We start from the raw sequence: 12,676 nt of genomic DNA, 5'->3' as shown, positions 1-12,676 counted from the left end.
CAGGAGAGATTCGCAATGGCTCAGCAGGGCAGTGGTTATCAGGCTCGCTATAAACGCATTCTACTCAAGCTTAGCGGCGAGGCCCTGATGGGCTCGGAAGAGTTCGGGATCGATCCCAAAGTGCTTGACCGCATGGCATTGGAAGTCGGCCAACTGGTCGGCATCGGTGTCCAGGTCGGCCTGGTGATTGGTGGTGGCAACCTGTTCCGTGGTGCAGCGCTCAGTGCGGCTGGCATGGATCGGGTCACTGGCGACCACATGGGCATGCTGGCCACTGTGATGAACGCCCTGGCCATGCGTGATGCCCTGGAGCGTGCCAATATCTCGGCCATTGTGATGTCGGCCATCTCGATGGTTGGTGTGACCGATCATTACGACCGTCGCAAAGCCATGCGTCACCTGAACGCCAAAGAGGTGGTGATCTTTGCCGCCGGTACCGGCAACCCGTTCTTCACCACCGACTCGGCGGCTTGCCTGCGCGCCATCGAAATCGATGCTGACGTGGTGCTCAAGGCCACCAAGGTTGACGGTGTCTACACTGCCGACCCATTCAAAGACCCGCATGCCGAGAAGTTCGATCATCTGACTTATGATGAAGTACTGGATCGCAAGCTGGGTGTTATGGATCTGACGGCAATCTGCCTGTGCCGCGACCACAAGATGCCGCTGCGCGTATTTAACATGAACAAGCCCGGCGCCCTGCTGAATATCGTACACGGCGGCGCAGAAGGGACTCTGATCGAGGAAGGCCAACAATGATCAACGAAATCAAGAAAGACGCCCAAGCGCGTATGCACAAATCCCTGGAGTCTCTGAGCCATGCATTCGGCCAGATTCGTACCGGCAAGGCCCACCCAAGCATCCTGGGTAGCGTGATGGTGCCTTACTACGGTTCCGACACTCCGCTGAGTGGCGTGGCCAACGTGACCGTGAAAGACTCGCGCACCCTGCAGGTCGTGGCTTTCGAGCGCAATATGCTCGCTGCCGTCGACAAGGCCATCCAGAGCGCCGGCCTGAACCTCAACCCGACCAACCTGGGCGAGCTGCTGCTGATCTCAATGCCTGCGCTGACCGAAGAAACCCGTAAGGGCTTCACCAAGCAGGCGCGTAGCGCCGCGGAAGATGCCCGTGTTGCCGTGCGTAACATTCGCCGTGACGCCTTGGGTGATCTGAAGAAGCTGGTCAAGGACAAGGAAATCAGCGAAGACGAAGAGCGTCGTGCAATCGCTGATATCGATAAGCTGACCAAGGAATCCGAGGCCCTGATCACCAAGGCCACGGAAGAGAAAGAAAAGGACCTGATGGCCGTATAAGGGGTCAGGACGCTTTCATGGAAAAGACCAAGCAGACTGTGCCCTCCGTGGTGCCGCGCCATGTCGCGATCATCATGGATGGGAATAATCGCTGGGCGAAAAAACGCTTTATGCCGGGTGTCGCCGGGCATAAAGCGGGTGTCGATGCGGTACGGGCCGTGATCGAGGTGTGTGCCGAGGCCAAGGTCGAGGTATTGACCTTGTTTGCCTTCTCCAGTGAAAACTGGCAACGGCCGGCCGACGAAGTCAGCGCCTTGATGGACCTGTTCTTCAAGGCCTTGCGTCGCGAGGCCAAGCGTCTCAACGACAACAACATCAGCCTGCGTATCATCGGCGACCGCTCGCGGTTCCACCCGGAGCTGCAGGCGGCCATGCGTGAAGCCGAGGCGATCACCGCCGGTAGCAATCGCTTTGTCCTGCAAATCGCTGCCAATTACGGCGGGCAATGGGACATCGCCCAGGCCGCACAGCGTCTGGCGCGTGAAGTGCAGGCCGGCCATCTGCGACCGGAAGACATCACGCCTGAGTTGTTGCAAACCTGCCTGGTGACGGGTGACCTGCCGTTACCGGATCTATGCATCCGTACCGGGGGTGAACACCGCATCAGCAATTTCCTGTTGTGGCAGTTGGCCTATACCGAGCTGTACTTCTCCGACCTGTTCTGGCCGGACTTCAAACACGATGCCATGCGTAATGCACTGGCCGATTTCGCTTCCCGTCAGCGTCGCTTCGGTAAAACGAGCGAGCAGATCGAAGCTGGAGCCCGGGTTTAATGCTTAAACAACGAATCATCACGGCACTGATCCTGCTGCCGATCGCCCTGTGCGGGTTTTTCCTGCTTGAAGGCGCAGGCTTTGCGCTGTTCATTGGCCTGGTCGTGACCCTGGGCGCCTGGGAATGGGCGCGCCTGGCAGGGTTTGCCGAGCAGTTGCCACGGGTGGTGTATGCCGCCGTGGTCGCGTTGCTGCTGTTCCTGATGTACATCCTGCCGGATGTCGCACCCTGGGTGCTCGGGGCGGCGGTACTGTGGTGGGCGTTGGCAACATTCCTTGTATTGACCTACCCGCGCACCAGTGGCAAGTGGTCCAGTGTCGCCTGCAAGCTGGTGATCGGCCTGCTGATCCTGCTGCCAGCCTGGCAGGGCCTGGTCTATATCAAGCATATGGCCTTGGGCAACTGGTTGATCATGGCGGTGATGGTGCTGGTCTGGGGTGCGGATATCGGTGCGTATTTCTCCGGCCGTGCCTTTGGCAAGCGCAAGCTGGCCCCGGCGGTCAGTCCCGGCAAGAGCTGGGAAGGGGTGTACGGCGGGCTGGCGTTGACGTTGTTGATTACCTTGGTGGTCGGCGTTGTGCGCGAGTGGGAAACCAAGCAAATTCTTGTGGCCCTTATCGGCGCGGCAGTGGTGGTACTGATCTCGGTGGTCGGCGACCTGACCGAAAGCATGTTCAAGCGCCAGGCTGGCATCAAGGACAGCAGTAACCTGCTGCCGGGCCATGGCGGCGTGCTGGACCGCATTGACAGCCTGACGGCGGCGATCCCGGTATTTGCCGTGCTGTTGTGGATGGCTGCTTCGTGAGCCGCCTACAGCAGGTGACAGTGCTGGGCGCAACCGGCTCGGTGGGCTTAAGCACCCTGGACGTGATTGCCCGTCACCCCGAGCGCTACCAGGTATTCGCCCTGACCGGCTTCAGCCGCTTGAGCGAGCTGCTGGCGCTGTGCGTGCGGTACGTGCCGCAGTTCGCAGTGGTACCGGATGCCGTTGCTGCCCGTGGCTTGCAGGACGACCTGCGGGCTGCCGGCCTGGGCACCCAGGTGTTGGTCGGCGAGGAGGGCTTGTGCCAGGTGTCCGCTGCGCCTGAAGTGGATACCGTGGTTGCCGCCATTGTCGGTGCCGCGGGCCTGCGGCCAACCCTGGCGGCGGTCGATGCTGGCAAGAAGATCCTGTTGGCCAATAAAGAGGCGCTGGTGATGTCCGGCGCGCTGTTTATGCAGGCGGTGCGCAAAAGTGGCGCCGTACTGTTGCCGCTGGACAGCGAGCACAATGCGATTTTCCAGTGCATGCCGGGCGACTTTGCCCGCGGCCTGAGCCAGGTGGGTGTAAGGCGCATCCTGCTGACCGCGTCCGGTGGTCCGTTCCGCCAGACACCGTTGGCCGAGCTGGAACACGTTTCTCCCGATCAGGCCTGTGCCCATCCCAACTGGTCGATGGGGCGCAAGATCTCGGTGGATTCGGCGAGCATGATGAATAAGGGCCTTGAGCTGATCGAAGCCTGCTGGCTGTTTGACGCCCGGGCCGAGCAGGTCGAGGTGGTGATTCATCCGCAAAGCGTGATTCACTCCCTGGTCGACTATGTGGATGGTTCGGTGCTGGCCCAGTTGGGCAACCCGGACATGCGCACGCCGATTGCCAATGCCCTGGCATGGCCCGAACGCATCGACTCGGGTGTGGCACCCCTGGATCTGTTTGCCATTGCACGCCTGGATTTCGAAGCGCCGGATGATCAGCGTTTCCCTTGCCTGCGCCTGGCGCGTGAAGCGGCAGAGGCGGGCAACAGCGCTCCGGCGATGTTGAATGCGGCCAATGAGGTCGCGGTTGCCGCGTTTCTTGATCGGCGCATCCGCTTCCCACAGATCGCGAGTATCATCGAGGAAATTTTAAGTCTCGAGCCGGTGGTTGCCGTGAATGATTTGGGCGCCGTGTTCGAGGCCGATGCCAAGGCCCGGGTCTTGGCCGAGCAATGGTTGAAACGCCACGCAGGTTAGTCGGCAGGCGCGGGATTGGAATGCGGAGAAATTAGATGAGTGCGCTCTACATGATTGTCGGCACCCTGGTTGCTCTGGGTGTGCTGGTCACTTTTCACGAGTTTGGTCATTTTTGGGTGGCGCGGCGTTGTGGCGTCAAAGTCCTGCGTTTTTCCGTGGGTTTCGGCATGCCGCTGCTGCGCTGGCATGACCGGCGTGGCACCGAATTCGTGATTGCCGCAATTCCCCTGGGCGGCTACGTCAAGATGCTCGACGAGCGCGAAGGCGAAGTACCGGCCGATCAGTTGGATCAATCTTTCAATCGCAAGACCGTTCGTCAGCGTATCGCTATCGTGGCTGCCGGCCCGATCGCCAACTTCCTGCTGGCCATGGTGTTCTTCTGGGTCCTGGCAATGCTGGGCAGCCAGCAGGTACGCCCGGTCATCGGTGCGGTGGAGGCGGGCAGTATTGCCGCCAAGGCCGGCTTGAGCGCCGGCCAGGAAATCGTCGCCATTGATGGTGAGCCGACCACGGGTTGGGGCGCGGTCAATCTGCAATTGGTCCGGCGCCTGGGCGAAAGTGGCACGGTGCAGTTGGTGGTGCGCGAACAGGGCTCGACAGCCGAGACGCCGCGCGAGCTGGTGTTGGACAAGTGGCTCAAGGGCGCCGACGAGCCTGACCCGATCAAGTCCCTGGGCATTCGTCCGTGGCGCCCGGCACTGCCGCCGGTATTGGCAGAACTCGATCCCAAGGGCCCGGCCCAGGCTGCCGGCCTGAAGACCGGTGACCGCTTGCTGGCCCTTGATGGCCAGGCACTGGGTGACTGGCAGCAAGTGGTCGATCTGGTTCGTGTACGTCCTGATACGAAAATTGTGCTGAAAGTCGAGCGCGACGGTGCTCAAATCGACGTCCCTGTCACCCTCGCGGTGCGCGGGGAGGCCAAAGCAGCTGGCGGGTATCTGGGGGCCGGGGTCAAAGGTGTCGAATGGCCGCCATCGATGGTGAGGGAGGTCAGTTTCGGGCCATTGGCGGCAATTGGCGAGGGTGCGCGACGCACTTGGACCATGAGCGTACTGACCCTCGATTCGCTGAAGAAAATGTTGTTCGGCGAGCTCTCGGTAAAAAACTTGAGTGGACCGATAACCATTGCTAAAGTGGCGGGCGCTTCTGCCCAGTCGGGTGTTGCTGATTTCCTGAATTTCCTGGCTTATCTGAGTATTAGCCTTGGGGTTCTGAATTTGTTGCCCATTCCAGTATTGGATGGGGGGCATCTGTTGTTTTATCTCGTCGAGTGGGTGCGTGGTCGCCCCTTGTCGGATCGGGTGCAGGGTTGGGGGATACAGATCGGTATCAGTTTGGTGGTCGGGGTGATGTTGTTAGCTCTGGTCAACGATCTGGGACGTCTGTAACGCTTCGCTGAATTGCGAATCTGCCGCATTTTGCGGCAGTTTGTTTATTGCCAGTTGGAATAAGAAAGGACTTCATGAAACGTCTGCTGCTAACTGCGGTTCTCACCGTATTGATGATCGCCGAAGTTCACGCCGAGTCCTTCACCATCTCCGATATTCGCGTCAACGGCCTCCAGCGGGTTTCCGCGGGTAGCGTGTTTGGCGCCTTGCCGTTGAACGTTGGGGAACAGGCTGACGACCGTCGCCTGGTGGAATCCACTCGTGCGCTGTTCAAAACCGGCTTCTTTCAAGATATCCAACTGGGTCGTGAAGGCAACGTCCTGGTCATCACTGTCGTCGAGCGACCGTCTGTCGCCAGTATCGAGATCGAAGGCAACAAGGCGATCTCTACTGAAGACTTGATGAAAGGTCTCAAGCAATCCGGCCTGGCCGAAGGCGAGATCTTCCAGCGAGCCACCCTCGAAGGCGTGCGTAACGAACTGCAGCGTCAGTACGTGGCCCAGGGCCGCTACTCCGCCTCCGTGGAAACCGAAGTGGTGCCGCAGCCGCGCAACCGTGTCGGCCTGAAGGTCAACATCAACGAAGGCACCGTGGCGGCGATCCAGCACATCAACGTGGTGGGCAACACCAAGTTCGCTGATGAAGACCTGATCGACCTGTTCGAACTCAAGACCACCAACTGGCTGTCGTTCTTCAAGAACGACGACAAGTACGCCCGTGAAAAGCTTTCCGGCGACCTGGAGCGTCTGCGCTCCTACTACCTGGACCGCGGCTATATCAACATGGATATCGCTTCGACCCAGGTGTCCATCACCCCGGACAAGAAACACGTGTACATCACGGTCAACGTCAACGAAGGCGAGAAGTATCGCGTTCGTGACGTGAAGCTCAGCGGCGACCTGAAAGTGCCTGAAGACCAGGTCAAGTCCCTGCTGCTGGTCCAGAAGGACCAGGTGTTCTCGCGCAAGCTGATGACCACCACTTCCGAATTGATCACCCGTCGCCTGGGTAACGAAGGCTATACCTTCGCCAACGTCAACGGCGTGCCGACCCCACATGATGATGACCACACCGTGGACATCACCTTTGTCGTCGATCCAGGCAAGCGTGCCTACGTCAACCGCATCAACTTCCGTGGCAACACCAAGTCCGAGGACGAAGTGCTGCGTCGCGAAATGCGCCAGATGGAAGGTGGCTGGGCTTCGACCTACCTGATCGACCAGTCCAAGACCCGTCTTGAGCGCCTGGGCTTCTTCAAGGAAGTGAACGTCGAGACCCCGGCCGTACCGGGTGTGGATGACCAGGTCGATGTGAACTACGCCGTCGAAGAGCAGGCATCCGGCTCGATCACCGCCAGTGTCGGCTTTGCACAGAGCGCTGGCCTGATCCTCGGTGGCTCGATCACCCAGAACAACTTCCTGGGTACCGGTAACAAGGTTTCCATTGGCCTGACTCGCAGTGAATACCAGAGCCGCTACAACTTCGGTTATGTGGACCCCTACTGGACTGCTGACGGTGTGAGCCTGGGCTACAACGCCTTCTACCGCACCACCGACTACAAAGACCTCGACGTCGACGTTGCAAGCTATGCGATCGACAGCCTGGGTGCCGGTGTCAACGTGGGCTACCCGATCAGTGAGACCTCGCGTCTGACCTTCGGCCTGACCGCGCAGCAGGATGAGATCAAGACCGGTGTCTACACCGTGGACGAGATCTTCGACTTTACCCGCCGCGAAGGTGACAAGTTCCTCAACTTCAAGGCCTCGGCCGGTTGGTCCGAGTCCACCCTGAACAAAGGCGTGCTGGCCACCCGTGGTCACTCCCAGAGCTTGACCCTGGAAGCCACCACCCCAGGTAGCGACCTGTCGTTCTTCAAACTCGACTACCGTGGTCAGTTGTTCACGCCGTTGAGCGATAACTACACCATGCGCCTGCACACGGAATTGGGCTATGGTGATGGCTACGGCTCGACCGATGGCCTGCCGTTCTACGAGAACTACTACGCCGGTGGCTTCAACTCCGTACGTGGCTTCAAGGACAGCACCCTGGGTCCTCGTGGTACGCCGAGCCGTGGTGTTGCCGAAACCGGTAACGTCGGCACTGTGCGTGACTCGGACAATGACCCGCTGCCGTTCGGTGGTAACGTGTTGATTCAAGGTGGTGCGGAAATTCTCTTCCCGCTGCCGTTCGTCAAGGACCAGCGCTCCCTGCGGACCTCGGTCTTCTGGGATGTGGGTAACGTATTCGACTCCAAGTGCGAGCAGATCCGTAACCCGAGTGGCTTGAAGTCCAACACCCAGTGCAACGACGTCAGCCTGAGCAATCTGGCCAGCTCCGTGGGTGTAGGTGTGACCTGGATTACTGCCCTGGGTCCATTGAGCTTCGCCTTGGCGATGCCAATCAAGAAACCGGATAACGCTGAAACCCAGATTTTCCAATTTTCCCTCGGCCAGACGTTCTAAGCGTCCGACCCAAGATAACGACAACGGATTCTGTAGGAGTGCATCGTGCGTAAGTTGACTCAATTGGTTCTTCTGGCAACCGTGCTGGTCGCAACCCCGGCGTTTGCCGAAATGAAAATCGCCGTCCTGAACTATCAGATGGCCCTGCTGGAATCCGATGCGGCCAAGAAGTACGCCGTGGATGCCGAGAAAAAATTCGGTCCGCAACTGACCAAACTCAAGACCCTGGAAAGCAGTGCCAAGGGCATCCAGGATCGCCTGGTCGCCGGCGGTGACAAAATGCAGCAAGGCGAGCGCGAGCGTCTGGAGCTTGAGTTCAAGCAAAAGGCCCGTGACTATCAGTTCCAGTCCAAGGAACTGAACGAGGCCAAGGCTGTTGCTGACCGTGAAATGCTCAAGCAACTGAAGCCAAAACTCGACAGCGCTGTGGAAGAAGTCATCAAGAAAGGTGCCTTTGACCTGGTCTTCGAGCGTGGCGCCGTGATCGACGTCAAGCCTCAATACGACATCACCCGCCAGGTGATCGAGCGCATGAACCAGCTGAAGTAAGCCATGACCGCGACTATCAAACTCGGCGAGTTGGCCGAGTTCCTGGGGGCCACCTTGCGTGGCTCCAAGGAGAAGGAAATCACTGGGCTAGCCACCTTGCAGGAGGCTGGCCCAGCTCAGTTGAGCTTCCTTGCAAATCCCCAATACCGTAAATACCTGGGCGACAGCCAGGCTGCAGCAGTATTGCTGAAGGCCGCTGACGCCGAGACGTTTGCCGGGGATGCGCTGGTGGTGCCCGACCCTTACGCTGCTTACGCGCGGGTTTCCCACCTGTTCGACCCCAAGCCCAAGGCCGCCCCAGGCATTCATCCGTCTGCGGTGATTGCCGACGACGCACAGGTTGATCCTGCGGCGAGCATTGGTGCATTCGCGGTGATCGAGAGCGGTGCGCGCATTGGTGCAGGCGTGACGGTTGGTGCCCATTGCTTTATCGGTGCCCGCAGCGAAATCGCCGCAGGTGGCTGGCTCGCACCACGCGTGACCCTCTACCACGATGTGCGTATCGGGCAGCGGGTGGTGATTCAGTCGGGTGCCGTGATCGGTGGCGAGGGCTTCGGCTTCGCCAACGAAAAAGGCATCTGGCAGAAGATTGCCCAGGTCGGCGGTGTGCTGATCGGTGATGATGTGGAGATTGGCGTCAACACTGCCGTTGATCGCGGGGCCCTGGCCGATACCGTGATTGGCAATGGTGTGAAGCTCGACAACCAGATCCAGATCGCCCACAACGTGCAGATTGGCGATCACACGGCCATGGCGGCGTGCGTCGGCATCTCCGGCAGCACCAAGATCGGCAAGCATTGCATGCTCGCCGGCGGTGTCGGTTTGGTGGGCCATATTGAAGTCTGCGACAACGTATTCATTACCGGCATGACCATGGTGACCCATTCGATTACCGAGCCTGGGGCCTATTCTTCCGGTACGGCGATGCAACCCGCGGCTGAGTGGCGCAAGAGCGCGGCCCGTTTAAGGCAGCTCGACGACATGGCGCGGCGCCTGAAACATCTGGAAAAGCGTGTTGGGGACGTGACCCCTGGCAGTAATGTTTCATCAGATGGCTGATACCATTTCCATATCAAGTGTGCACAGCAGCTAGACTGCCTTCTTGATTTGCTAGAGGGGCGTGCCTTAGTCCGCGCGCCCCCAATCTTTATTACAGGCTTCCCCCCGAAATGATGGACATCAACGAGATTCGCGAATACCTGCCTCACCGTTACCCGTTCCTGCTGGTGGACCGTGTAGTGGAGCTGAATGTTGAGGAAAAGCGCATTCGTGCCTACAAGAATGTCAGCATCAATGAACCATTTTTCAATGGTCACTTCCCCGCGCATCCAATCATGCCGGGCGTATTGATCATCGAGGCGATGGCGCAGGCCGCTGGCATCCTGGGTTTTAAAATGCTCGACCTGAAGCCTGCCGATGGCACGCTTTACTATTTCGTGGGCTCCGACAAGCTGCGTTTCCGCAACCCGGTCACCCCAGGCGACCAGTTGATCCTGGAAGCCAAGTTCGTGAGCTGCAAGCGCCAGATCTGGAAATTCGAATGCCAGGCCTCCGTTGACGGCAAGCCTGTGTGCTCCGCCGAAATCATCTGTGCGGAACGCAAACTATGAGTTTGATTGACCCTCGCGCAATCATCGATCCGACGGCCGTGCTGGCCGCCGACGTTGAGGTCGGCCCTTGGTCGATCATCGGCGCAGGTGTGGAAATCGGCGAGGGGACAGTCATCGGGCCACACGTGATCCTCAAGGGTCCGACCCGCATTGGCAAACACAACCGCATCTACCAGTTTTCCTCGGTAGGCGAAGACACGCCGGACATGAAGTACAAGGGTGAAGAAACCCGCCTGGTAATCGGTGATCACAACATCATTCGTGAAGGCGTGACCATTCATCGTGGCACTGTGCAGGACCGGGCAGAAACCACCCTGGGCGATCACAACCTGGTGATGGCCTACGCGCACATCGGCCACGACAGCGTGATTGGCAACCACTGCATCCTGGTCAATAACACCGCGCTGGCCGGCCATGTACATGTTGACGACTGGGCGATCCTGTCCGGTTTCACCCTGGTGCATCAGTACTGCCATATCGGCGCTCACAGCTTTTCCGGCATGGGTACTGCTATTGGCAAGGATGTCCCAGCGTTCGTCACGGTATTTGGCAACCCAGCCGAAGCCCGCAGCATGAACTTCGAAGGCATGCGCCGACGTGGTTTCAGCGAAGAAGCGATCCACGCCCTGCGTCGCGCCTACAAGGTGGTCTATCGCCAGGGGCTGACGGTTGACCAAGCCCTGGGCGAGTTGGCCGAGCCGGCGGCGCTGTTTCCCGAAGTTGCTATCTTCCGTGATTCGATCCAGGCATCGACTCGCGGCATCACCCGCTGATCATGGCCACGCTGCGTATAGCATTGGTGGCCGGAGAAGCTTCCGGCGATATCCTGGGCGCGGGCCTGATGCGCGCTATCAAGGCGCAGCATCCTGCGGTGGAATTCATCGGGGTCGGTGGCCCATTGATGCAGGCTGAAGGCCTGACTTCCTACTTTCCCATGGAGCGGTTGTCGGTCATGGGGTTGGTGGAAGTATTGGGGCGCCTGCGCGAGCTACTGGCTCGGCGCAAACTGCTGATCCAGACCCTGATTGCAGAAAAACCGGACGTCTTTATCGGTATCGACGCCCCGGACTTCACCCTCAATATCGAACTCAAACTGCGTCAGGCCGGAATCAAGACCGTCCATTACGTCAGCCCCTCCGTGTGGGCATGGCGGCAGAAGCGTGTCTTGAAAATCCGCGAAGGCTGCGACCTGATGCTGACCCTGTTGCCTTTCGAGGCGCGATTCTACGAAGAGCAGGGCGTGCCGGTAAGGTTTGTCGGCCATACCCTGGCCGATACCATCCCGCTGCAGGCTGACCGTGCCGCCGCCCGCGCCGAATTGGGGCTGCCCGACGGGCCGTTGGTGGCGTTGATGCCTGGCAGTCGTGGCGGTGAAGTCGGGCGCCTGGGCGCATTGTTTTTCGATGCAGCCGAGCGCTTGCTGGCCTTGAAACCGGGTGTGCGGTTTGTGCTGCCGTGCGCCAGCCCGCAGCGGCGCGCACAGATCGAAGCCTTGCTGGTGGGGCGCGACCTGCCGTTGACGCTGCTCGACGGCGGTTCGCACCTGGCCCTGGCTGCGTGTGATGCGGTGTTGATCGCTTCCGGTACGGCCACGCTGGAAGCGTTGCTCTACAAGCGCCCAATGGTCGTTGCCTATCGATTGGCACCGCTGACCTACTGGATTCTCAAGCGCATGGTCAAAAGTCCCTACATCTCCTTGCCCAACTTGCTTGCCCAGCGTTTGTTGGTACCGGAGTTGCTGCAGGACGCTGCGACGCCCGAAGCATTGGCCCAGACCATTGCGCCGTTGATCGACGGCGGCGAAGAGCAGACCCGTGGGTTTGACGAAATTCACCGTACCTTGCGCCGTGATGCGTCGAACCAGGCAGCAGATGCTGTATTGACGTTGATCGGCCGCCAGCAGGAAACCCTATGAAGACGCAAATGGGCCTGGATTTCAGCCTGGTCGCTCAAACACACGAATTGGTCGCCGGTGTCGATGAAGTAGGGCGTGGCCCGCTGTGTGGCGCGGTGGTGACTGCGGCGGTGATTCTGGACCCGAGTCGCCCGATTCTCGGCCTCAACGATTCGAAGAAGCTCACCGAAGCCCGTCGTGAAAAGCTTTTTGACGAAATTTGCGAAAAGGCCCTTAGTTGGCATATCGCCAGGGCTGAGGTCGAGGAAATCGACGAGCTGAATATTCTCCATGCCACGATGCTGGCCATGCAACGCGCCGTCGAGGGCCTGCACATCACCCCGAAGCTGGCGATGATCGACGGTAATCGCTGCCCGAAGTTGGCGATGCCCGCCGAAGCAGTGGTCAAGGGGGATAGCAAGGTTCCGGCGATTGCCGCCGCATCGATCCTGGCCAAGGTCAGTCGCGACCGTGAAATGGCGGCGTTCGAGTTGATCTATCCGGGCTACGGCATCGGTGGCCACAAAGGCTACCCGACGCCCGTTCATCTGGAAGCCCTGGCGCGATTGGGCCCGACACCGATCCACCGCCGCTCGTTTGCCCCGGTCCGCCAGGCTTACGAGGTGCGCGAAAGCCTGGTCGAGATTTAGGCGCAGGCTGATGTTTTACTCAAGGCCCGGTACAATCCGGGCCT

Annotated in this window: 13 protein-coding genes; all 13 read left to right on the top strand. The window is 59.6% G+C overall.

The window, feature by feature from the left end:
* The first annotated feature begins 15 nt into the window (after positions 1 to 15).
* The 13 genes from pyrH (at position 16) to rnhB (ending at position 12,632) form a co-directional block, all read left to right on the top strand.
* Positions 16 to 759 carry a UMP kinase gene (gene pyrH / locus HKK57_RS03825; protein ID WP_003172271.1) on the top strand — a complete coding sequence of 248 codons (744 nt, stop codon included), beginning with the start codon at positions 16 to 18 and terminating at the stop codon, positions 757 to 759.
* Positions 756 to 1,313 carry a ribosome recycling factor gene (gene frr, locus HKK57_RS03820; protein WP_070995741.1) on the top strand — a complete coding sequence of 186 codons (558 nt, stop codon included), beginning with the start codon at positions 756 to 758 and terminating at the stop codon, positions 1,311 to 1,313. Before pyrH ends, frr begins: the two co-directional genes overlap by 4 nt.
* Positions 1,314 to 1,330: 17 nt before the next feature.
* Positions 1,331 to 2,086, top strand: a complete 756-nt coding sequence (gene uppS / locus HKK57_RS03815) for a polyprenyl diphosphate synthase (RefSeq protein ID WP_029297283.1) — start codon at positions 1,331 to 1,333, stop codon at positions 2,084 to 2,086.
* Positions 2,086 to 2,892: a phosphatidate cytidylyltransferase gene (locus tag HKK57_RS03810; protein ID WP_092234006.1), complete on the top strand. Its 807-nt coding sequence runs from the start codon at positions 2,086 to 2,088 to the stop codon at positions 2,890 to 2,892. The genes uppS and HKK57_RS03810 overlap by 1 nt, the downstream gene beginning before the upstream one ends.
* The gene (ispC, locus tag HKK57_RS03805) at positions 2,889 to 4,079 is read left to right on the top strand and encodes a 1-deoxy-D-xylulose-5-phosphate reductoisomerase (RefSeq protein WP_029297278.1); all 1,191 of its coding nucleotides are present in this window, start codon (positions 2,889 to 2,891) and stop codon (positions 4,077 to 4,079) included. Before HKK57_RS03810 ends, ispC begins: the two co-directional genes overlap by 4 nt.
* A 35-nt stretch (positions 4,080 to 4,114) precedes the next feature.
* Positions 4,115 to 5,467 carry a sigma E protease regulator RseP gene (rseP, locus tag HKK57_RS03800; protein ID WP_169389797.1) on the top strand — a complete coding sequence of 451 codons (1,353 nt, stop codon included), beginning with the start codon at positions 4,115 to 4,117 and terminating at the stop codon, positions 5,465 to 5,467.
* Positions 5,468 to 5,541: 74 nt separating this feature from the next.
* Positions 5,542 to 7,929 carry an outer membrane protein assembly factor BamA gene (bamA, locus tag HKK57_RS03795; RefSeq protein ID WP_029297274.1) on the top strand — a complete coding sequence of 796 codons (2,388 nt, stop codon included), beginning with the start codon at positions 5,542 to 5,544 and terminating at the stop codon, positions 7,927 to 7,929.
* 45 nt (positions 7,930 to 7,974) lie between these two features.
* The gene (locus HKK57_RS03790; protein ID WP_003219314.1) at positions 7,975 to 8,478 is read left to right on the top strand and encodes an OmpH family outer membrane protein; all 504 of its coding nucleotides are present in this window, start codon (positions 7,975 to 7,977) and stop codon (positions 8,476 to 8,478) included.
* Between the two features lie 3 nt (positions 8,479 to 8,481).
* On the top strand, positions 8,482 to 9,537 hold the full coding sequence (lpxD, locus tag HKK57_RS03785) for a UDP-3-O-(3-hydroxymyristoyl)glucosamine N-acyltransferase (RefSeq protein ID WP_070995742.1): 1,056 nt from the start codon (positions 8,482 to 8,484) through the stop codon (positions 9,535 to 9,537).
* Positions 9,538 to 9,647: 110 nt separating this feature from the next.
* Positions 9,648 to 10,088, top strand: coding sequence for a 3-hydroxyacyl-ACP dehydratase FabZ (gene fabZ, locus HKK57_RS03780; RefSeq protein ID WP_029297270.1), 441 nt, complete (start codon positions 9,648 to 9,650; stop codon positions 10,086 to 10,088).
* Entirely contained in the window at positions 10,085 to 10,861 is a 777-nt protein-coding gene (gene lpxA, locus HKK57_RS03775; RefSeq protein ID WP_029297268.1) for an acyl-ACP--UDP-N-acetylglucosamine O-acyltransferase, read from the top strand. The genes fabZ and lpxA overlap by 4 nt, the downstream gene beginning before the upstream one ends.
* A 2-nt stretch (positions 10,862 to 10,863) precedes the next feature.
* Entirely contained in the window at positions 10,864 to 12,003 is a 1,140-nt protein-coding gene (lpxB, locus tag HKK57_RS03770) for a lipid-A-disaccharide synthase (RefSeq protein ID WP_070995743.1), read from the top strand.
* The gene (gene rnhB, locus HKK57_RS03765) at positions 12,000 to 12,632 is read left to right on the top strand and encodes a ribonuclease HII (protein ID WP_029297264.1); all 633 of its coding nucleotides are present in this window, start codon (positions 12,000 to 12,002) and stop codon (positions 12,630 to 12,632) included. The genes lpxB and rnhB overlap by 4 nt, the downstream gene beginning before the upstream one ends.
* Positions 12,633 to 12,676 lie beyond the last annotated feature (44 nt).

It is taken from the genome of Pseudomonas sp. ADAK21, from assembly GCF_012935735.1.
Classification (GTDB): Bacteria; Pseudomonadota; Gammaproteobacteria; order Pseudomonadales; family Pseudomonadaceae; genus Aquipseudomonas; species Aquipseudomonas proteolytica.
Note: the sequence above shows the minus strand (reverse complement) of the source record. Positions and strands in the feature narration are given on the sequence as shown.